General features: G+C 59.5%; 19 protein-coding genes. 5 read left to right on the top strand and 14 right to left on the bottom strand.

Annotation, left to right across the window (positions count from 1 at the left end):
* Nucleotides 1-161: 161 nt before the first annotated feature.
* Nucleotides 162-1,556, top strand: a complete 1,395-nt coding sequence (gene rlmD, locus CAL20_RS12210; protein WP_094821262.1) for a 23S rRNA (uracil(1939)-C(5))-methyltransferase RlmD — start codon at nucleotides 162-164, stop codon at nucleotides 1,554-1,556.
* Nucleotides 1,557-1,610: 54 nt separating this feature from the next.
* Here the strand turns inward: rlmD and CAL20_RS12205 are convergent, their stop codons facing one another.
* The 7 genes from CAL20_RS12205 to CAL20_RS12175 form a co-directional block, all read right to left on the bottom strand.
* A complete protein-coding gene (locus CAL20_RS12205; RefSeq protein WP_094837989.1) occupies nucleotides 1,611-3,125 on the bottom strand; it encodes a M81 family metallopeptidase in 1,515 nt (504 codons plus the stop codon).
* 53 nt (nucleotides 3,126-3,178) lie between these two features.
* Entirely contained in the window at nucleotides 3,179-4,465 is a 1,287-nt protein-coding gene (locus tag CAL20_RS12200; RefSeq protein ID WP_094837988.1) for a Zn-dependent hydrolase, read from the bottom strand.
* Nucleotides 4,466-4,492: 27 nt separating this feature from the next.
* Complete coding sequence (locus CAL20_RS12195; protein WP_094837987.1) at nucleotides 4,493-5,191, bottom strand: ABC transporter ATP-binding protein; 699 nt, start codon at nucleotides 5,189-5,191, stop codon at nucleotides 4,493-4,495.
* On the bottom strand, nucleotides 5,188-6,003 hold the full coding sequence (locus CAL20_RS12190) for an ABC transporter ATP-binding protein (RefSeq protein ID WP_094837986.1): 816 nt from the start codon (nucleotides 6,001-6,003) through the stop codon (nucleotides 5,188-5,190). Before CAL20_RS12190 ends, CAL20_RS12195 begins: the two co-directional genes overlap by 4 nt.
* On the bottom strand, nucleotides 6,000-6,986 hold the full coding sequence (locus CAL20_RS12185; protein WP_094837985.1) for a branched-chain amino acid ABC transporter permease: 987 nt from the start codon (nucleotides 6,984-6,986) through the stop codon (nucleotides 6,000-6,002). Before CAL20_RS12185 ends, CAL20_RS12190 begins: the two co-directional genes overlap by 4 nt.
* Nucleotides 6,986-7,843 carry a branched-chain amino acid ABC transporter permease gene (locus tag CAL20_RS12180; protein ID WP_094837984.1) on the bottom strand — a complete coding sequence of 286 codons (858 nt, stop codon included), beginning with the start codon at nucleotides 7,841-7,843 and terminating at the stop codon, nucleotides 6,986-6,988. Before CAL20_RS12180 ends, CAL20_RS12185 begins: the two co-directional genes overlap by 1 nt.
* 357 nt (nucleotides 7,844-8,200) lie before the next feature.
* The gene (locus CAL20_RS12175; protein WP_094837983.1) at nucleotides 8,201-9,403 is read right to left on the bottom strand and encodes an ABC transporter substrate-binding protein; all 1,203 of its coding nucleotides are present in this window, start codon (nucleotides 9,401-9,403) and stop codon (nucleotides 8,201-8,203) included.
* A gap of 283 nt (nucleotides 9,404-9,686) precedes the next feature.
* Between CAL20_RS12175 and CAL20_RS12170 the strand changes: the two genes are divergently transcribed.
* Nucleotides 9,687-10,529 (top strand): FadR/GntR family transcriptional regulator, encoded by an 843-nt coding sequence (locus CAL20_RS12170; RefSeq protein WP_094837982.1) that lies wholly within the window; start codon nucleotides 9,687-9,689, stop codon nucleotides 10,527-10,529.
* 67 nt (nucleotides 10,530-10,596) lie between these two features.
* On the opposite strand, the gene CAL20_RS12165 is transcribed toward CAL20_RS12170, so the two are convergent.
* The 4 genes from CAL20_RS12165 to CAL20_RS12150 all read right to left on the bottom strand — a co-directional run bounded on the left by CAL20_RS12165 (nucleotide 10,597) and on the right by CAL20_RS12150 (nucleotide 14,083).
* The gene (locus tag CAL20_RS12165; protein WP_094837981.1) at nucleotides 10,597-10,989 is read right to left on the bottom strand and encodes a type II toxin-antitoxin system HicB family antitoxin; all 393 of its coding nucleotides are present in this window, start codon (nucleotides 10,987-10,989) and stop codon (nucleotides 10,597-10,599) included.
* Nucleotides 10,990-11,043: 54 nt separating this feature from the next.
* Nucleotides 11,044-11,241 (bottom strand): type II toxin-antitoxin system HicA family toxin, encoded by a 198-nt coding sequence (locus CAL20_RS12160; protein WP_094837980.1) that lies wholly within the window; start codon nucleotides 11,239-11,241, stop codon nucleotides 11,044-11,046.
* Nucleotides 11,242-11,359: 118 nt separating this feature from the next.
* Nucleotides 11,360-11,767 carry a Cu(I)-responsive transcriptional regulator gene (cueR, locus tag CAL20_RS12155; RefSeq protein WP_094837979.1) on the bottom strand — a complete coding sequence of 136 codons (408 nt, stop codon included), beginning with the start codon at nucleotides 11,765-11,767 and terminating at the stop codon, nucleotides 11,360-11,362.
* Nucleotides 11,768-11,779: 12 nt separating this feature from the next.
* On the bottom strand, nucleotides 11,780-14,083 hold the full coding sequence (locus CAL20_RS12150; protein ID WP_094837978.1) for a heavy metal translocating P-type ATPase: 2,304 nt from the start codon (nucleotides 14,081-14,083) through the stop codon (nucleotides 11,780-11,782).
* A gap of 191 nt (nucleotides 14,084-14,274) precedes the next feature.
* Between CAL20_RS12150 and CAL20_RS12145 the strand changes: the two genes are divergently transcribed.
* The 3 genes from CAL20_RS12145 to CAL20_RS12135 all read left to right on the top strand — a co-directional run bounded on the left by CAL20_RS12145 (nucleotide 14,275) and on the right by CAL20_RS12135 (nucleotide 17,000).
* Complete coding sequence (locus CAL20_RS12145) at nucleotides 14,275-14,475, top strand: heavy-metal-associated domain-containing protein (RefSeq protein WP_094821251.1); 201 nt, start codon at nucleotides 14,275-14,277, stop codon at nucleotides 14,473-14,475.
* A 229-nt stretch (nucleotides 14,476-14,704) separates the two neighbouring features.
* A complete protein-coding gene (locus CAL20_RS12140; protein WP_094837977.1) occupies nucleotides 14,705-15,433 on the top strand; it encodes a glutathione peroxidase in 729 nt (242 codons plus the stop codon).
* Nucleotides 15,434-15,578: 145 nt separating this feature from the next.
* Complete coding sequence (locus CAL20_RS12135; protein ID WP_094837976.1) at nucleotides 15,579-17,000, top strand: dihydrolipoyl dehydrogenase; 1,422 nt, start codon at nucleotides 15,579-15,581, stop codon at nucleotides 16,998-17,000.
* A gap of 173 nt (nucleotides 17,001-17,173) precedes the next feature.
* Here the strand turns inward: CAL20_RS12135 and CAL20_RS12130 are convergent, their stop codons facing one another.
* The 3 genes from CAL20_RS12130 to CAL20_RS12120 all read right to left on the bottom strand — a co-directional run bounded on the left by CAL20_RS12130 (nucleotide 17,174) and on the right by CAL20_RS12120 (nucleotide 19,690).
* Nucleotides 17,174-18,187: a tripartite tricarboxylate transporter substrate binding protein gene (locus CAL20_RS12130; protein ID WP_094837975.1), complete on the bottom strand. Its 1,014-nt coding sequence runs from the start codon at nucleotides 18,185-18,187 to the stop codon at nucleotides 17,174-17,176.
* A 115-nt stretch (nucleotides 18,188-18,302) separates the two neighbouring features.
* Nucleotides 18,303-19,022 carry a 3-oxoacid CoA-transferase subunit B gene (locus CAL20_RS12125; protein WP_094837974.1) on the bottom strand — a complete coding sequence of 240 codons (720 nt, stop codon included), beginning with the start codon at nucleotides 19,020-19,022 and terminating at the stop codon, nucleotides 18,303-18,305.
* The gene (locus CAL20_RS12120; protein WP_094837973.1) at nucleotides 19,019-19,690 is read right to left on the bottom strand and encodes a 3-oxoacid CoA-transferase subunit A; all 672 of its coding nucleotides are present in this window, start codon (nucleotides 19,688-19,690) and stop codon (nucleotides 19,019-19,021) included. Before CAL20_RS12120 ends, CAL20_RS12125 begins: the two co-directional genes overlap by 4 nt.
* Between the last annotated feature and the right edge of the window lies 1 nt (nucleotide 19,691).

The raw sequence follows: 19,691 nt of genomic DNA, 5'->3' as shown, positions 1-19,691 counted from the left end.
GCAAGAGATCAGGCGTAGCCGAACGCCAGATTTCAGGCGCTGCGGGTGTCGCAGATCGCTGATGCGGGCCTAAAACGGGTCCGCATCAGCATGCGGTCTGCAGTCTTCGGCTTCTCTTTTACAATACCCGGTTGCCCGTATCAGCCTGGATTGCACAAGAAATGGCCGAAGTACTGAATATCGAATCCCTGGACCTCGAGGCCCGGGGTATTGCACGCCGCGACGGCAAGGTCGTGTTCGTCGAGGGCGCACTGCCTTCCGAGCGCGTCACCGCCGAGACCGTGCGCCGCAAACCGTCATATGAAATCGCCCGCGTCGAGGACATACTGCGCCCATCGTCGCTACGCGTGGCACCGCGCTGCCCGCACTTTGGCGTCTGTGGCGGCTGTGCCATGCAGCACCTGGAGCCCAGCGCACAGGTCGCCATCAAACAACGCTCACTGGAAGACACGTTCTGGCATGTCGGCAAGCTGCGCCCGCAACGCATTTTGCCGGCATTGCACGGCCCGACCTGGGGTTACCGTTACCGCGCCCGTCTGTCCGTGCGCGTGGTTCCCAAGAAGGGCGGTGTGCTGGTGGGTTTTCACGAGCGTAAAAGCAGCTACGTCGCCGACATGCGCGAGTGCCATGTCTTGCCGAAACACGTCAGTGACATGCTGATGCCGTTGCGCGCCATGATTGCCTCGATGTCCAAACCCGATCGCATGCCACAGATCGAGGTCGCGCTAGGCGAGGGCGTCACGGCGCTGGTGCTGCGCCACCTCGAGCCATTGACCGATGGCGATATTGCGGTGTTGCGCGCCTTTGCGGCAAAACACGATGTGCAATGGTGGCTGCAGCCCAAGGGGCCGGATACCGTCCACACGCTGGAGCCAGAGCATGCGGACGCGCTGGCCTATACCATGCCTCAATTCGGATTGCGCATGCCGTATCGGCCGACCGATTTCACGCAAGTCAATCACGCCATCAACCGCGCCATGGTGTCGCGAGCCTTGATGTTGCTGGACGTGCAGCCTACCGATCGTGTGGCGGACTTGTTCTGCGGGCTGGGTAATTTCACCTTGCCGTTGGCGACCCAGGGCCGCGAGGCGGTCGGTGTCGAGGGCAGCAAGGCCTTGACCGATCGTGCACTGGATGCCGCCACACGCCATGGGCTGGCGGATCGCACGAGCTTTGCCACGTTGAACCTGTTCGAGGTGGATGTCGAGTGGCTGCGCGGGCTGGGATACTTTGATCGCATGCTGATCGATCCGCCGCGCGAAGGCGCGCAAGCCGTGGCGCAGGCGCTCTCCTTGCTGTCGCCCGAAGAGCGTCCACGCCGTATTGTCTATGTTTCCTGTAATCCCGCTACCTTGGCGCGCGATGCGGCGATCATGTCCCACGAAGGCGGTTACGTGGTCAAGAGCGCCGGCGTGATCAACATGTTTCCCCATACGGGGCACGTCGAGTCGATTGCGGTGTTCGAGTCGTTGCCGGCAGAGGAAGTCCTGGCGGTTCAAGAGCAGACACGATTGAGAAAGGCGAAAGAAGTCGAGGACGCAGCGATCGCAGCTTGATCGGTGGTCATATATACGGCGGATTCTGTATCGTGTTCGAAGGGCGTGGGCCCTTCACACTGCCAGCTTTCCCGTGACAGGATCGTATGCATCCTTGTTCAGCGGCTCTAGCGGAAACATGGGTTTCAAGCGCTTTTTGAAGTCGAACAGCGACCAGTCTGAGCTGGTCACGCCCGGACTGTCGCATTCGATGAGCGCCGACGAGATCGGCACGAACACCGGCCGGCAATACATGCGCGATTTCACCAGAATGAATTTGGCTTGCGTGGGCTCCAGCCCCATGCTGCGGAATACGCCCAGGTCCCAGGGTTCATGCGTGCGCTCGGTCAACACCAGTTGGGCAGCGCCGATATCCAGAACCGCGCTGCGCCCCATGCAAGCGAGCTGCCCCGTATAGGTGGGGCCCGAGATCACATATTCGCCATTGGTGACAGCGCGCACGGTGCCACGTAACGTCACTGGCGGCGTGTTACGGCCGATCTCGGCAATAGGACGTTTATTGCCTACTGGTAACTCGACCGTCGCGCCGACACCAGCTTCAGACAGTTTCTGCACTGCCTCCGGATCGCAATATAGTCCGGCTTGTATGCCCGTCAGGCCGGCCTCGAGTGCGGCCATCAGTACATCCATCGTATCGCAGGTCCCGCCGCTCATGCAGTTGTCGCCATGGTCCAAAAGCAGCACGGGTTTGTCTGCGGTTTCAGCCAGTGCTTTTGCACGGGCGAGCGACTGCGCCAGCGGCTCGCTGTCGTACAGGAATCCTTCGCGGTTGGCCCAGATAGCGCCGGCGATCTCAGCCGCCACGCGATCCGCGGCTGCCGTGTCGCCATCACCCACCACGACGACACTCAGGCAGGGGTTCGGAATGTCTGCCAGGCCAAAGCCCGCCAGGATGGACACGCCCAACGCACCGGAGGCCTCGGCGTCGCGTGCGGCTTGCACGGCATCCCGCATGGCGCCTTCGGCCGTGTTGCTGCGCAGGGTATGCGATACCAGCGGCAGGCTGCGCCATGCAATTACGGGCTTGCATTTGCCATCCATACTGTCGAATAGCAGGCGACCTGCATGCTCGCCCGTCTCGTACATGTCGATATGCGGATAGGTTTTAAAACTGATGATGACGTTGGCGTTATCGATCATTTTCTGCGTGACGTTCGCATGCAGGTCGAGCGCCACCGCGATCGGCGTGTCCGGCGCGGCAGCGCGCACGCGTTCGAGCAGATCGCCTTCGCCGTCATCGGTGGTCTCAACGGCCATCGCGCCATGCAGGTCCAGCAGGATGGCATCGCATCCCGCTGCCTCGGCAACGATGCAATCGCAGATCTGTTGATAGGCCTGCGCATCGACCCGGCCGCTAGGGTAGGCCGTCGCGGACACAGGGGTGACGAGTTCGGCCCCGCGCGCTTCGGCCAGATCGATGAATGCCGACATGGCCGTGCGCTTGCCCTTGTTTTCCGCGTAGGCGTCGGCGCCGTAGGTAGGACCATCGTTACCGAACGAGGATAGCGGTGTCGGGACCGGCGAGAACGTGTTGGTCTCGTGGTTCATGCGTGCGATCAGGACTTTCATGTGCAACGGCTCGGATCAGTGAGAGGGATTTCTTTACGCAGGGAAGGGCGTCGTCAAACGGTCTGCTTTGCTGCGCGCGTTTGAATCGCACCGCAGCAGCGCAACATCGCGTGCAGCAACACGTTGCAGCCTGCTTCCAGGTGGTCGGGTTGAGCGTCTTCGATTTCATTATGGCTGATGCCATCTTTGCACGGCACAAAGATCATCGCCGTCGGTGTCACGCGTGCCATGTAGACGGCATCGTGCCCCGCGCCGCTGATCACGTCCAGATGATCCAGGCCGAGTGTCGCTGCGCCGTCGCGGATCGCCTGCACCAAACGCGGCTCGAAAGGTTGGGGCGGGAAATAAACCACTTCTTTCGATTCGATCTCAATTTTTCCGGGAATGGCGAGGTCCTGTACGGTGCGTGCCAGAGCGGCGGCCATGCTATCCAGCGTGGCGTCATCCGCGGCGCGCATGTCGACGGTCAGGCTGACGCGGCCGGGAATGACATTGCGCGAATTGGGGAAATTATCCAGGCAACCCACGGTGCCGCGGCCATGGGGCGCATGATCGAGTGCAATACGATTGACCGCGCGGATCACGTCGGCGGCGACCAACAAGGCATCGCGGCGCAGTTCCATCGGTGTCGGGCCGGCGTGCGCCTCCTGGCCGGTGATGACGATGTCGTACCAACGCTGGCCCAACGCACCTTCGACTGCGCCGATGGTGATGTTCTTGGCCTCCAGGATAGGCCCTTGTTCGATGTGCGCTTCGAAATAGGCGGCGACGTCACGCCCGCCGACGGGGTCCGGGCCGGCATAGCCTATGTCATTCAACGCTTGGCGCACGGATACGCCGTCGCGGTCAACCGCATTCAGAGCATGAGCCAGCGTAAAGGCACCGGCATATACGCCGGAACCCATCATGACCGGCACGAAACGCGATCCTTCTTCGTTGGTCCACACGACGACTTCGACGGGGGCCTCGGTTTCGATACCGTGATCGTGCAGTGTGCGCAGCACTTCAATACCCGACAGTACCCCATAGTTGCCGTCGAATTTTCCGCCGGTCGGCTGCGTGTCGATGTGACTGCCTGTCATGACCGGCGGCAGATCGTCGCGCAGACCGGCGCGGCGCATGAAAATATTGCCAATCGCGTCCACGCGCACTGTGCAGCCCAGTTCGCGAGCCCAGGACGAGACCAGATCGCGCCCTTGGCGATCGAGATCGGTCAATGCCAGACGGCAGACGCCGCCCTTGTCGGTGGCGCCGATTTGCGCCAGTTCCATCAGTGAGTTCCACAGACGGTCGCCGTTCACGCGCAAGGCGCTGACGGATTCTAACGTTGTCATTTCCATGATGATTTCCTTCCAGCGTGCCGTACGTTATACACCCACGCCCAAATAACGGTCCTTGACGTCATCATTGGCCAGAAAGGCCTCGTTGGAGCCTTCGTAGACAATGGCGCCTTGTTCGATGATGAAATGGTGATCTGCGAGCTGTGTGCAGACCTCCAGATTTTGTTCGACCAGCAAGATTGTGACACCGGCTTGTTTGATCAGCTTGATCTGCGCCACGATTTCTTCCACGATGACGGGCGCCAAACCTTCTACAGGTTCGTCCAACATCAGCACGCGCGGGTGGTTCATCAAGGCTCGGCCGATCGCCAGCATCTGTTGCTCGCCCCCCGAGAGCTGTCCGCCGCCATTGCGCCGCCGTTCCTTCAGGCGCGGAAAGATCTTGTAGACGTCGTCCAGTTGCCAGGGCGATTGGCGGCGAGCGCCGAGTTTCAGGTTTTCCTCGACCGTCAGCAGCTTGAAGATGCCGCGGTGTTCCGGCACCAGGCACACGCCCATCGCGGCGATTCTGTGTGCGGGCAGGCTCGTGATGTCGCGAGAATGCAGCCGGATGCTGCCTGCCTTCGGCGCGATCACCCCCGCGATCGATTTGAGTGTGGTGGACTTGCCTGCGCCGTTGCGGCCTAACAGCGTGACCACAGAGCCCTCGGGTACGGTCAGCGACACGCCCTGCAGGATATGGCTTTTGCCGTAATAACTGTGGATGGCATCGATCTGCAGGGTCATGCGCGGCCTCCGGTAATCATGTTGCCCAGGTAGGCGGCACGCACACGCTCGTCGTTGCGGATAACGTCGGGCCGGCCTTCGACCAGAACCCGGCCTTGCTGCATGACCGTGATCGTGTCCGAGATATCCATCACGATGTTCATATTGTGTTCGATCAGCACCACGGTGTGATCGTCGCGCAGGCCGCGGATCAGGTGCTTCATTTCATCGAGATCGTCGACACCCATGCCGGATGTGGGCTCGTCCAGGAAAATGGCGCGCGGTCTGGCCGCCAGCGCCATGGCGACTTCGAGCCGCCGTTGCTGGCCGTGTGACAAGGCTCCTGCAGCCACGTTGGCCAGGCGCGCCAACCCCATCCGTTGCATCGACGTGTCGACGATATCGCTATGCGCGCGAGCGCCTGATGGCGGATGCCAGCAATCGAAAGCCCCTGATCGGTGCACCCCTTGCGCCGCCAGACGCAGGTTCTCGCGCACAGACAGATTCGTGAACAGGCTGGTGACCTGGAACGAGCGGGCGATGCCGCGTTGCACGCGTTGGTGGTCAGCTTCGCGCGTGACGTCGTGGCCGTCGAACACGATGTTGCCTTCGCTGGCCATCAGCGTACCGGTCAGTGTGTGGAACAGGGTGGTCTTGCCGGCGCCATTAGGACCAATCACGGAGTGCACGGTGCGTGGATAGATCTGCAGGTCGACGCCGTGCAACGCGACAAATTTGCCGAACCGCTTGATGACGCCGCGAGCTTGTAATAGGGGCTGCGCCGTCGGCGGTGACGAGGCAGCCGTGGCTGCAATGCCGTCGTGCGTCGTCATGCGCTTTCCTCCTTGGTGGTGTCGCCTGCGGCAGGCGTTCGGCGTATCGACAGCCACAGACGCTCGCCCAGGCCCCACAGGCCTTTCTGCATGAACAGGCTGACAGCAATCAACAGGAAGCCCAACAACATCAACCAACGTGGCCATAGCGTCGACAGCCAGTCCGCAAACAGGACATAAAACGCCGCGCCCAGCACTGACGCAAACAGATTGCCGGTGCCCCCAATCACGGTCATGACCAGAATCATTTCGCTGGTGTGGTACTCGATACTGGACAGCGGCGCGATGCCGGTCATCATGGCCAGGAACGCACCTGCCAGGGCGGTCACCGCACCAGAGATGGCAAAGGCCGCCAATTTGAACATCTTTACGTTGTAGCCTACCGCAGCCGCGCGCGCCTCGTTATCGCGTATGGCCAACAAGGTGCGTCCGAATACGGAATTCGTGATGCGCAGCAATAACCAGAACACGATCAGGAAACACACTGCCACAAAGGTATAGAACTGCCAGGGCGATGCGAGCGACATCAGCTCCGCGCCTGCCACTGACAGGGGCGGGCGAGGTACATCGAGCAAGCCGTTGTCGCCGCCGGTCAGGTGGGGCAAGCTATAGGCCAGGAAATAAAACATCTGTGCAAAGGCCAAGGTCAGCATGACGAAATACGTGCCGCGTTGGCGGATAGCGAACCAGCCAACAAAGGCTGCGGCGAGGGCGCCCACCACGACGGCGGCCGCCAAGGCCAGTGGCATCGGCAGCGCGAACCGCGTCAGCAGAATCCCGACCGTATAGCTTCCCAGCCCGAAAAAAATGCCCTGGCCGAACGATAGCAGCCCGGTAAAACCCAATAGCAGGTTGCAGCCCAGTACTGCCAGCGCGTAGATCAGTACCTCGGTCGCCAGCGACCCGGACTGCATGCACAGCGGCAATATCAACGCGACCAGCAACGCCAGCACCAGTTGCATGTGGGATTTCAATCGGATCATCAGCCTCTCCCCAGCAGACCGTGCGGACGCAGCAGCAATACTGCAGCCATGGCGACGTAGATCATCAGGCGGGCGCCTTCAGGCCACAGCGTGCTCATGACACTTTGCACGATGCCAATCAGCAGGCCGCCCACCAGCGCGCCGGAAAAGCTGCCCATGCCGCCCACCACCACAATAACGAATGCGATGCCCAATGCTTCGATACCCATGAACGGCTCGACACCTCGGATGGGCGCAGCGAGCACACCGGCCAGCGCTGCGGTGGCCGCGCCCAGCGCGAACACCAGACTGAAGACACGGAACACATTGATGCCGAGCAGCGACACCATCTCCGTCGATTCGCTGCCTGCCCGCACTGCGCTGCCCAATCGCGTGCCCTCGAGCACATACCACAGCAGCAAAGCGAACACGGCAGTAAAGCCGATCACGAACAAGCGATACTTGGGATAGATAAAGCTGCCCCACATCACGACGCCTTGCAGGGACGCAGGAGCGGCGACATTGTCGCCCAGTGGTCCCCAGATCACGATGACGGCCTCTTGCAATACCAGCGCCAGGCCGACGGTGATCAAGATGTGGAATTCATGCGGCTGCGCGTACACATGCCGCAGCACCACTTTTTCAACCACCCAGGCGCAGGCGCCCACAATCAGCGGCACGATGGCCAGGGCGACCCAGAAATTCAGGCCCCATTGAATGGCCTGAAAACAGAAATAAGCGCCCAGCAGATAAAACGCGCCGTGCGCAAAATTGACGAAGCGCAAGAGACCAAAAATGATGGACAAGCCGACTGCCAATAGGAAGTACAGCATGCCCACGCCGATCCCATTGACCACCTGCAGCAAATAAACATTCATCCATTGCTCCGAGAAACCTCGGCATTCATGCCGGGGAGAAAGGGGGTGAAGCCCCAAGGCTGCAAGATTGGTCTGATTTGAGTTGGTGTCTGGATAAATATCCAGCTTTCTGGCTTAACTTGGATAGCATCTCGGGCATGCAAACCATTAGCCGCCGGGCTGGCGGTGTTAGCCCATGGAGAAACGGTAAGACCTGAGTGCATGAGTGATGATGTACAACGGCTCGGTTCGGTGAAGTGGGAATCCCTTTCCTTTAGGGTAGGGAACAGTCAAGCGGAGTGTGCGTAGAGAAGAGAAGATGTTCGAAGACGAAAACCGCGGCGTGCCTGATATCAGGCGCGTCGCGGCGTGCGGACATTACATCTTGCAGCCAGTCTCGGCAACAGGCAGGAACGATTGGCCGGAATGGACGATGGTTGCGTAATCGTCCTTGTCCTTCATTTCGGATTTTTTCTTGCCCTTCAGCAGGTAGTAGTTTTTCAGTACCTGGTGATCTTCCTTGCGGATTTCTTCGGTGCCGGTCAGGCCCTCGTAGCGCATGCCTTCCATTTGCGCGATGACTTTTGCGGGGTCATCGCTGTTGGCCTTGATCATGGCGTCCACCATGATGCGCGTGCAGATATAGGAGCCTGCCAGACTGTAGTTGGGATTCATCTTCAGCTTGGACTGCGTCAGTTGGACCAGTTCTTTATTCAGCGGAGAATCGATGCCGTGCCAGTATTGCGCGCCAAAATACACGCCTTCGCACAGGTCCGCACCCAGGCTTTCGAATTGCTCCAGACCCGATGCCCAGGCAATCAGGATGGTGCAGTTCTGCTTCATGCCAAAGCTGACGGCCTGGCGCAGCGTGTCCGACGATTGCGAGCCAAAGTTCAGAATCAGCAGGACGTCGGGTTGTGCGGCCATGGCGTTGGTCAGATAGCCGCTGAATTCTTTTTCGGTCAACGAGTGGTAGCTGTTGCCGACATGCTCAATGCCTTTTTCCTTGAGGATCGACTTGGCGGCGTTCAGCAGACCTTCGCCGAATACGTACTGCGGCGTGATGGTGTAGACGCGCTTGGCGTTTGGTTTTTCCGCCAGCAGCGGGCGCAGGGTCTGTTCGATCGCGCCAAAAGTGGGCACCGACCAGCGGAATGTCGCACGGTTGCAGTCCTTGCCAGTGATCTCGTCTGCGCCCGCCGTGGTGATGAAGACCGCGTTGGCTTTTTCGGCTTCTTTGCCCATGGCCAGTGCCTCGGACGATAGAATGCCGCCGGCCCAGAACTTGGCGCCTTTCTGCTGGGCGATTTCCTGAACCTTGCGCACCGCCGTCGCGGGCTTGCCTTCGGTGTCCAGCACGGTATAGGCCAAGGGGCGATCCAGCGCCTTGCCATATTGTTCCAAGGCCAGCTTCATGCCCAAGTCCGCGAATTTGCCGTTTGCGGCGAACGCCCCGGACATAGGCACCGGGCAGGCGAACTGAATAGCACCAGCGGATTGCGCCAACGCGGAACGAGCGGCCCACAATGAGCCCGGCACTGCGCCCAACGCAGCCATCTTCAAGAGGTTACGGCGATTCAAGATTTTTCTCCCTGGCCGCGGCGCGCATGGGCGGCGGCATATAGACGTTATATGCGCGGCTCGCGCGCATTCCTGTACGGCTGACTCTGACTCGAGGTGGACTGGGTGTTTCCACTGATGTTGCGCCTGCGCTCCTATTTATCATGATAAATAGGATTAATATCATAATCGTGCAGGGCGGCAATCGGTGTCAAGAATTCAGGTATCAGGTTTAACCCTGGGAGGCCGATGCACCGAAAGCAGTGAGGATGACAATGACGCGACCCATGCGCAAAGGATCGTTATGGACTTTGACAGTCAGGACATGCAGCCCGCGGCAGCGGTGGGCCAACCCAAACGCAGCGATCTGGTGGCCGAGGAAATCAAGCGGCTGATTACCGCCAAGAACCTGTTGCCTGGCGACAAGCTGCCGCGCGAAAGCGAATTGCAGAGCATGTTCGCCGTGAGCAAAAGCACGATCCGCGAAGCACTGAAGTCCCTGGAGGTGCAGGGCTTGGTGAAGGTCAGCACTGGGCCGGGCGGCGGAGGGATGGTGGTCGAGGTCCCGCTGGATCGTACGTTCCAGCTGATGCAGAACTACCTGTTCTTCAAGGAAGTGCGCATCGAAGACATCTACCAGGTGCGCAAGCTGCTGGAGCCGGAGCTGGCCGCCAGCGCCGTCGCGCACTTGACCGACGCGCACTTTGCCGCGCTGGAGCACAACATCCAATGCTGCGATCCCATGGCTGAACATGTCGAAGATCAGTTGGCGCAGCGCCAGGAGGAAATGAACTTCCACGATATTTTTGCCGCGGCCTGCCCGAATTCGTTTTTGCGCTTTAGTTGCGAAATGATCAATCAGATGATCCGGCAACTGACCGTATTCGACAACGAGATGCCGCCGCAGGAACAGGCAAAATTCGGTATGTCGAACACGAAATTCCACAAGCAGATCCTGCAAGCCGCGCGCGAGCGCGATGCAGATCGGGTACGGGTGTTGATGAGCGATCACATGCATGACTGCATGCGTTCAGTGACGCGCATGCACGGCAAACTGAAAGGCCGCTTGATCCTGGATTCGGAAATGTCTCGCCGCACGATGGCGCGCAATGCGCGCCGGGCAGGGCGCAGAAAAGCCGAGGCTTGACGTCGTTCAGACAGGATGGTGAGGGACACGGTATCGGCGGGCAAGGTGCGATACTGCATCCTCCTGCTCAGGAAATCATTGCTAAATGCGCGATGTATCCGCTGCGGCTTTCGCCAGACGCACGAGCACGATCGTCCAAGCGCTTGAGTATGCGGCGAGGGAGAGTGATGTTTACACGCTCGACGGTCTCGTCCATCACGGCGGGATCAATTTCAACGATTGCCCAAATCCAGCCTTGTAGGTCTGGATCGTCTCTGTGGCGGGCAATATTGGTGGGTGGCGGCACGCGCTCGCCTGAGTCGATGGCGGCTTCAATCCACATTTCAATAGCCACTTTCGCGTTTTCGATGGCTTGATCTATTCCTTCATCTGCCGCGGAATAGCAGCCTGGCAGGTCGGGGACAACGACCCCCCATGCTTGAGTGTCGCTGCCAGGTTCAATCGCGATGGGGTATTTCATGGCTTTCTCCGGTGTGGCGATGAATAGGCCCGAGAAATGTCCTGGGACTGTTCGCTACTTCAATCCTGCCTGTTTGAGAATCTTGTTGACCAGCCCGACGCCGAGATCCTTTTTGGGGTGAGGGACGCTGATGTGTCCAGTACGATCTGGATGGTGATAAATATGGTGTGAGCCTTTGACTCCCCGTAATCTCCACCCAGATTGCTCAAGCAGTTTAGTCAGTGCTTTGCTATCTAAGTGTGTATTATACACATTGATCCTCTCGCTGTTGCGAGCCTCGTTGATTTGGCGATTGAGACAAGAGAGGAATCTTAGAGAGCTGTCGGCGGCCGAACAATCCGCCTATAGGACCAATTTATCGCACATCACCTCAACCCTCCCGCGTCACCGCAGCGCCGCCCAACTCCGCGATGATCGGACATTCCGGCCGGTTGTTCCCTTTGCAGTGCTCAGCCAGATGCCGCAGTGTGTCGGCCATCTGCTGCAGCTCTGCGGCCTTGCGTTCCAAGCCTTCGACGTGGCCCAAGGCGATGCGTTTCACATCCGCGCTGGCGCGGTCTCGGTCTCGCCACAGGGCCAGCAGCTCGTGCATCTGCTCCACCGAAAATCCCAGATCCCGCGCACGGCGTACGAAGCGCAAGGTGTGCAGTTCCTTGTCGCCGTAGACGCGATATCCGGAGTCGGTGCGGGTGGCCGAATCGATCAGGCCGATGCTTTCGTAATAGCGAATCATCTTGGCAGAGATGCCGGAAGCAGCGGCAGCTTGTCCAATATTCATGGCTTCAATCTCCTAAACAGCGGCAGGTCGCGCGCTGGCATGAAAGCGGCGCAGGCGCAGCGCGTTACCCAGTACAAATACGCTGGACATGGCCATTGCCGCGGCGGCGAACATGGGCGAGAGTGCAACGCCATACGCAGGATATAGCGCGCCTGCCGCCACTGGAATCAAGGCAACGTTATAGGCAAACGCCCAGAACAGGTTCTGCCGGATATTGGCCATCGTGGCGCGGCTCAAAGCGATCGCATCGGGAACGGCATTCAGATCCCCCGCCATGAGGACCACCGATGCGGCTTCGATGGCAACATCGGTGCCGGTGCCGATAGCAATGCCGATATCCGAGGCCGCCAGCGCCGGAGCGTCGTTGATGCCATCGCCGACAAACGCCAGGCGGCGTCCGTTTTTGCGCAGGTCTTCAATCGCGGCGACTTTGCCGTCGGGCAGAACTTCGGCGCGCACTTCGTCGATACCCAACTGGCGGGCCACGCCACGAGCAGTATGCGTGTTGTCGCCGGTAATCATTGCGGTTTTGATGCCCAGGCGATGCAGTGTGGCGATGGCTTGCGCAGCGGAAGGCTTGATCGGATCGCTGACCGCGACCATGGCAGCAATTTGCCCGTCCACGGCCACGTAGATGGGGGTTTTGCCTGCTGCGCCCCAGGCGGCAATGGGATCTTGCGTCTCTCCATGGCCCGCATTGTGCCTTGCGGCGACGTCGACACCATGCTCGGACATCAAACGGCTATTGCCGGTAATGACTTTTCTGGCTTCGACGGTGGCTTGTACGCCGGAGCCGGTAAAGGCCTGAAAATCGTCGGCGTTCGGCAGGCTGAGGCCTCGCTCCTCAGCCGCTGCGACGATGGCCAGTGCAATGGGATGCTCGGACCGAGTCTGTACGGCAGCGAGCCAGCGCAGCACCTCTGTCTCGTCGAATCCATTCATCACATGGATATCAGTGAGCGCGGGCTTGCCTTCGGTCAAGGTGCCGGTCTTGTCGAATGCGATCACGTCCACGTCGCGCAACGCCTGCAAGGCGTCGCCCTGACGAAACAGGATACCCATATCCGCGGCTCGACCTGTACCCACCATAATCGAGGTCGGCGTGGCCAGTCCCATGGCGCAGGGGCAGGCGATGATGAGCACCGCGACCGCATTTACCAGCGCAAAGGGCAGGGCAGGCGCCGGCCCCCACATCAACCACGCGGCAAAGGTCAGCAGCGCGGCGGCCATCACGGCTGGCACAAACCACGCGGTAACCTGATCAACGAGCGCTTGAATGGGCAGACGCGCGCCTTGGGCGGCCTCCACCATACCGATGATGCGTGCCAACATCGTGTCCGCACCGGTGTGAGTGACGCGCAGTGTGAAGCTGCCTGAAGTGTTCAGGGTGCCGCCGGTCGCGGACATGCCTACGCTTTTTTCGACGGGAACGGGCTCGCCCGTCAACATCGACTCATCGACAAAGGAGCGGCCTTCGATAATCTCACCGTCGATAGGGATTTTTTCTCCCGGACGGACAACGACATGTTCGCCGCGCAAGACCTGTTCAATGGGCACATCCTGCAATTTTCCCTCGCGCAGCACACGCGCGGTGCGCGGCTGCAGGCCGATCAAACGCTTGATGGCTGCGCCGGTGCGGCCTTTGGCGCGTGCTTCCAGCATGCGTCCCAACAAAATCAGCGTAACGATAACGGTGGCTGCTTCGTAATACACGTGCAGCGCATTGCTGGGTAGCCAGTCCGGCAAAAAGGTCGCGACAGTGGAGTAGCCCCACGCTGCGCCGGCACCGACAGCAACCAGCGAGTTCATCTCTGGCGCGCGCCGCCATAATGCGGTCAGGCCTTTGGTAAAGAACACGCGGCCCGGCCAGGCCAGCACGAGCGTGGTCAGGACGAACTGCAATAGCCAGCTATTTTCCCGTCCCAGGGTGTCGAGAATCCAGTGATGAAAGGCCGGCACAATGTGCGAACCCATTTCCAATATGAAAACCGGCAAGGTCAGGATCACGGCTATCGTAAAGGCACGGCGCAGCGCGCGAGCCTCCTCGGCACGGGCCTGGGTTTGGCGATCTTCGTGTCCGTCGTTGGCGGTGATGGGCTGGGCCTCATAGCCCATGCGAACGACGGCAGCAATCAGCGCCTCGGCATTCGCGGCGGCAGGGTCATAATTCACTTGCGCACGTTCGGTGGCCAGATTGACGCTGGCCTGATTCACGCCGGGCACAGCCGTTAGTGCCTTTTCAACGCGCTTGACGCACGAGGCGCAGGTCATGCCCGTAATGGCAAGCTCTGTATGGGTGAGAGAGGAGGCGTTCATGGTGAACTCCGTCAAAGTTGAGAGCGAATAGTGATAGTCTCAACCTTGACATGATGGGAAGGTCAAGCTTGATTGTACGCTTGACCTTGACATCATGGGAAGGTTTAAGCTGGTTGCAATCGGTCCGGTGCCACGCTGAACACGTCTCGTGCCACGCGGACTTGATGTTGACTACCTAAAAAGGAGCATTTATGTCTTTCCAATTCAACGTTCCCGATATGACCTGCGGCCACTGTGTGAGCATGATTACCAAGGCTGTGAAAGAGGCGGTGCCGGGCGCCACCGTGGCCACCGACCTGAGTGCGCATCGCGTCACGGTTGACGGAGCCCCGGACGTCGAAGAAGTACGGCAGGCGATTGTCGACGCCGGCTACGAGGCTCAACTGGCCTGACACGCCGTGGGCACAGGCCGTGCTGCAAACAGCATGCAGGCGGCCTCGGCCCGATAGTGGTTCGGCAGTTCACTTTTGTTGTTTAATTAGTGTTGTCTTTTTATTTCCAGTAGTCGATTGGTTTTGTCTATCAATTAATTAAAATAATTAAATTGGATATATCGATAGCTATTGTTTATTATTTCCGCATGGTCGCTGAGGACCTCTCAACACATCTGGAGATAAACGAATGCTGCAAAACCGCGAAGGCCAACGAGTCCCTAACGTCACTTTCCCTGTCCGCGAGGGCAATGAGTGGAAACAAGTGACGACCGACGATATTTTCAAGAACAAGACCGTTGTTGTCTTCTCCCTGCCTGGTGCTTTTACGCCGACTTGCTCGTCGACCCACCTGCCTCGTTACAACGAACTGGCGCCGGCCTTCTTTGCTGAAGGCGTCGATAGCATCGTCTGCGTGTCGGTGAACGACACGTTCGTGATGAACGAATGGGCCAAGGATCAAGAGTCCGCCAACATCACGCTGCTGCCCGACGGCAACGGTGATTTCACCGAAGGCATGGGCATGCTGGTCGACAAGCGTGACCTGGGCTTTGGCAAGCGCAGCTGGCGCTATTCCATGCTGGTGAAAGACGGCGTGGTTGAAAAAATGTTCATCGAGCCGGAAAAAAAAGGCGACCCGTTTGAAGTGTCCGATGCGGACACGATGCTGGCTTACTTCGCCCCGAAGGCCAAAAAACCCGATCAAGTTGTCGTGTTCTCCAAGCCGGGCTGCCCGTTCTGCGTAGAAGCCAAGGCCCTGTTGGATGAGAAAGGCTACAACGCCATCGAAATCCCCTTGGAAAACAAGGTGCGCGGCCGTGTGATCGGCGCAGTGTCGGGTAAAGCGACTGCTCCGCAGGTCTTTATCAACGGCAAGCTGATCGGTGGCCTGGAAGACCTGAAGGCGCATTTCGCCTGATGGCCAGGGGGCCGGGAGTTTCTTGGCACCCCAACCGTTTTTTATAGATAACGCTCGCGTCAGCCATTAAGGCGGCTGCGCGGGCGTTTGTTTTGGGCGCGTTGGCCTTGCTCAGGGCGCAGCGCAAGATTCAGTAGGAAAAATGATGAAGACTCTGCATACCGATGTTGCGGTAATTGGCGCGGGCACCGCAGGGCTCGCGGCGTATCGTGCGGCGCGTGCGGCTGGCAAGCGCGCTTTCTTGATCGAGGGCGGCCCCTATGGGACGACATGTGCGCGTGTCGGATGCATGCCTTCCAAACTGTTGATCGCTGCTGCCGAGGCCGCTCATCATGCTGCGCATACGGCGCCGTTTGGCGTGCATGTGGATGGGCCGATCCGCGTTGATGGGCGTGAAGTCATGGCGCGCGTCCGCCGTGAGCGTGATCGTTTTGTCGGATTCGTGCTCGAGGGCGTTGAAAACATTCCTGCCGAGGACAAGATCCCCGGGTATGCGAAGTTCGTTTCAGACACGGTATTGCGCGTCGACGATCAAATGGAAATTAAGGCGGCTAGCGTGGTGATTGCGACAGGGTCGCGTCCCATAGTGCCCCCGCCATTCCAAGGATTGGGCGATCGTCTCGTGGTGAACGATGATGTATTCGACTGGGACGACTTGCCCAGCAGTGTGGCGGTCTTTGGTCCTGGCGTGATTGGGTTGGAACTGGGGCAAGCCCTGGCGCGTCTAGGTGTGCGCGTACGTGTGTTTGGTGTGAGTGGCAGTCTGGGCGGCCTGAGTGATCCCGCCGTGCGCCAGCGTGCGCGCCGCACGTTCCAGGACGAGTTCTATCTGGATCCGGATGCGCGTGTCCTGTCGACAACGCGGGTCGGCGATCAAGTGGAAGTACGCTACATCGCGCTGGATAACACTGAACGCACCGAGACGTTCGATTATGCGTTGGTGGCAACCGGCCGTCGCCCGAATGTCGATCAGCTGGATCTGCAAAACACCAGTCTCGTGCGCGATGCGCGCGGTGTGCCGGAATTCGATCGTCATACGCTGCAATCGGGCAATTCGCAGATCTTTATCGCTGGAGATGCGAATGCAGACGTGCCGTTGTTGCACGAGGCTGCTGACGAAGGGCGCATTGCCGGCCAGAACGCCGCGCGATATCCCGACGTGCAACCCGGTTTGCGCCGGGCGCAGTTAGGTGTGGTTTTTTCTGACCCGCAGATCGCATTGGTGGGAACGCCGTATGCCCGTTTGCCGCAGGACGGATACGTCACCGGCGAAGTGGATTTCGGGGATCAAGGCCGTTCACGCGTCATGCTGAAGAACAAAGGCATGTTGCATGTTTATGCCGAGATCGGCACGGGGCGTTTCCTGGGCGCAGAGATGATCGGCCCGTCGGCTGAGCATATTGGCCATTTGCTGGCGTGGGCCGTGCAGCAAGAACTGACAATTGCACAGATGCTCGATATGCCGTTCTATCACCCAGTAGTAGAAGAAGGCCTGCGCACGGCATTACGCGACGCGGCGGCGCAATTGGCACGTGTCGATGCGACGCCGATGCGCGCGGCTGCGTAGTGGTGACCGTCTTGCCCTGACGTACGCGACGCGATGGAGAAAGCCTGCCTGTGAGCGTAGCAGTATGGCTGAGACAGGCCTTCTCAGGCGTGGGATAGGGGATCGACGACGGACGGCCGGTCTCTGCGAAAAACCTGTGCGGCTCGGTCTGTGGCCGTGGTGATCATGAATGCCTATTGCAATTTCACCTGAGCATCCGTGATCACCTGGTGCCACGTATCGAGTTCGGCATCGATGTGTTTACCGAATTCCGCCGGAGTCGATCCCACGACCTCGTAGCCATAGCCGGCCAATTGTTCCTGTAATGCGGGTTGCTTGACTGCGTTGGCGATGCCTTTGCTGAGTTTGTCGACGACGTCTTTCGGTACCCCTGCGGGCGCAATAATGCCGTACCAGCCGTTGACGACAAAGTCCGGCGTACCGGACTCTTGCACAGTGGGCACCTGGGGCAACACCGCTGCGCGTGAGCTGCCTGTCACCGCCAGTGCTTTCAGTTTGCCGGCTTTGACCTGGGGTAATGATGTCGAGATGCTGTCGAACATCAATCCCACTTCGTTGCCTATCAAGGCCACGACGGCCGGACCGCTGCCTTTGTATGGCACATGCAGCAGGTCGATGCCTGCCTTGCGCTTGAACAATTCGACCGCGAGGTGACTGGTGTTGCCGTTGCCTGCCGACGCAAATGAGATTTTGCCGGGATGGGCTTTGGCGTACGCGATCATTTCCGGCAATGTGTTGTATGGCGCCGGCGTGGGCGCGACGACTAACAGCGGCAGATTCGCCACCCACGATACCGGCGAAAAATCCTTGCGCGTGTCGTACGGCAATGACGGGTACAGGCTGGGATTGATCGCATGGGCGGCCAACACCATCAGCACGGTGTAGCCATCCGGCGCCGAGCGTGCGAGCTGAGCCGTCGCTATCGAGCCGCCTGCTCCGGGTTTGTATTCGATGACGATCGGTTGCCCCAGTTCCTTCTGTAGCACCGCGCCCAGTGGACGTGCCAGCATGTCCGCGCTGCCACCGGGCGGATAGGGGATCAGCAGCGTAATTGGTTTGTTGGGATAGTCCGATGCTGCATGGGCAACTGCGGTCGTGATCAGGCAACTCAGTGCGCTCGCCAAACTCAATGCGGCAGCGCCAACCCGGCGTGTCCAACGTCGATTCAATGTCGCTATGGGTGTCATGACGTCTCCTGCTGTCTGGTGGTGATGAGGCTATGCGTCGTCGGATTCGCTCTCGTTGCGGACAGCGATGTCCTTTATCCACGCGCGTTCGAGCAAAGTCGATTCCGGGCGTCAGTCACGCTCGATATTGCACGCGATCATCGGATACGCGTTCGATAATGCGCGGCGGGATCGGCGTGTGCAGCGTGGCTTGCGTGACGGATTGCAGCGTGGCGATGCTGATTCCGTCCAGAATGGCGTAGAGCACCATTCCCTGAGTGCTGATGTCGACCACGGCCATGTCGGTGTATATGCGGTCCACCACCTTTAAACCCGTCAGGGGATAGGTGCATCGGTCCAATAGCTTCGGCATCCCTTCGCGTGTGCAGTGATCCATAGTGATGTAGACCTTGCGCGCGCCTACTGCCAGATCCATTGCGCCGCCCACGGCGGGAATGGCGTCCTTTGCATCGGTAATCCAATTGGCCAGGTCGCCGTTAGCCGCGACTTGAAATCCACCCAGCACGGTGTAGTCCAGATGGCCGCCGCGCATCATGGCAAAGGATACGGTGTGTTCCGAGATAGATGCGCCCGGCAACAGCGAGATGGTCTCGCGGCTGGCGTTGATCAGATCGGGATCGGCTCGTTCACCCTCAACAACGGCGCCCATGCCCAAAATGCCGTTCTCGCTATGCAGCACGATTTCTCGATCGGGCGGGAGGTAGTTCGACACCAGCGTAGGCATGCCGATGCCCAGATTGACGATAGATCCGTCAGGGATATCGCTGGCCACGAGTTGAGCGATGTGATGGCGAGATAGGCGTTGTTCGCGTGGAGGCAATAGCGCTTGACTCATTGGGGATCCTTGGCGAGTACCACGGTCTTTACAAAAATGCCTGGCGTCATGACGTGCTCTGGTGCGATCGCGCCTAGCTCTACGATCTGGTCGACCTGAGCGATCGTGTGCCGTGCGGCCGAACTCATGACGGGGTTGAAGTTGCGCGCCGCAAATCGATAAGTCAGATTGCCCCAGCGATCACCCAAGTGACCGCGCACCAATGCAAAGTCAGCGCGCAACGGTTGCTCCAGCACATAACCGATGTCATCGATGACGCAGGTCTGCTTGCCTTCGGCCAGCGGCGTGCCATAGCCGGTAGGGGTAAAAAATGGCCCTAATCCGGCACCGCCTGCGCGAATGCGTTCGGCCAGTGTGCCTTGCGGGACGACTTCGAGCGCCACCTGGCCTGCGCGGTAGGCGGCGGCAAAGACCTCGGAATTAGGCGGGCGGGGGTGCGAACAAATCACCTTGCTCACCTGCCTGGCCAGGATGAGCGCCGCAATGCCGCGATCGAATGTGCCGCTGTTGTTGCTGATGATCGTCAAATCCCGCGAGCCATGTTCCAACAGGGCTTGCATCAATTGCATTGGAACACCGGCTTCGCCGAAGCCGCCGATCATGATGCTAGCGCCGTCTGCGATTGGCGAGACGGCATCGCGCAGGGAAGGACATATTTTGTTGATCACC

The sequence above is a fragment of the Bordetella genomosp. 4 genome, from assembly GCF_002261185.1.
GTDB lineage: Bacteria > Pseudomonadota > Gammaproteobacteria > Burkholderiales > Burkholderiaceae_B > Bordetella_A.
Note: the sequence above shows the minus strand (reverse complement) of the source record. Positions and strands in the feature narration are given on the sequence as shown.

Excerpts from the sequence above, each read along its gene's own strand:
- rlmD (WP_094821262.1), top strand. The coding sequence starts at position 162 with ATGGCCGAAGTACTGAATATCGAATCCCTGGACCTCGAGGCCCGGGGT.
- CAL20_RS12205 (WP_094837989.1), bottom strand. The coding sequence starts at position 3,125 with ATGAAAGTCCTGATCGCACGCATGAACCACGAGACCAACACGTTCTCG.
- CAL20_RS12200 (WP_094837988.1), bottom strand. The coding sequence starts at position 4,465 with ATGGAAATGACAACGTTAGAATCCGTCAGCGCCTTGCGCGTGAACGGC.
- CAL20_RS12195 (WP_094837987.1), bottom strand. The coding sequence starts at position 5,191 with ATGACCCTGCAGATCGATGCCATCCACAGTTATTACGGCAAAAGCCAT.
- CAL20_RS12190 (WP_094837986.1), bottom strand. The coding sequence starts at position 6,003 with ATGACGACGCACGACGGCATTGCAGCCACGGCTGCCTCGTCACCGCCG.
- CAL20_RS12185 (WP_094837985.1), bottom strand. The coding sequence starts at position 6,986 with ATGATCCGATTGAAATCCCACATGCAACTGGTGCTGGCGTTGCTGGTC.
- CAL20_RS12180 (WP_094837984.1), bottom strand. The coding sequence starts at position 7,843 with ATGAATGTTTATTTGCTGCAGGTGGTCAATGGGATCGGCGTGGGCATG.
- CAL20_RS12170 (WP_094837982.1), top strand. The coding sequence starts at position 9,687 with ATGGACTTTGACAGTCAGGACATGCAGCCCGCGGCAGCGGTGGGCCAA.
- CAL20_RS12165 (WP_094837981.1), bottom strand. The coding sequence starts at position 10,989 with ATGAAATACCCCATCGCGATTGAACCTGGCAGCGACACTCAAGCATGG.
- cueR (WP_094837979.1), bottom strand. The coding sequence starts at position 11,767 with ATGAATATTGGACAAGCTGCCGCTGCTTCCGGCATCTCTGCCAAGATG.
- CAL20_RS12150 (WP_094837978.1), bottom strand. The coding sequence starts at position 14,083 with ATGAACGCCTCCTCTCTCACCCATACAGAGCTTGCCATTACGGGCATG.
- CAL20_RS12145 (WP_094821251.1), top strand. The coding sequence starts at position 14,275 with ATGTCTTTCCAATTCAACGTTCCCGATATGACCTGCGGCCACTGTGTG.
- CAL20_RS12140 (WP_094837977.1), top strand. The coding sequence starts at position 14,705 with ATGCTGCAAAACCGCGAAGGCCAACGAGTCCCTAACGTCACTTTCCCT.
- CAL20_RS12135 (WP_094837976.1), top strand. The coding sequence starts at position 15,579 with ATGAAGACTCTGCATACCGATGTTGCGGTAATTGGCGCGGGCACCGCA.
- CAL20_RS12130 (WP_094837975.1), bottom strand. The coding sequence starts at position 18,187 with ATGACACCCATAGCGACATTGAATCGACGTTGGACACGCCGGGTTGGC.
- CAL20_RS12125 (WP_094837974.1), bottom strand. The coding sequence starts at position 19,022 with ATGAGTCAAGCGCTATTGCCTCCACGCGAACAACGCCTATCTCGCCAT.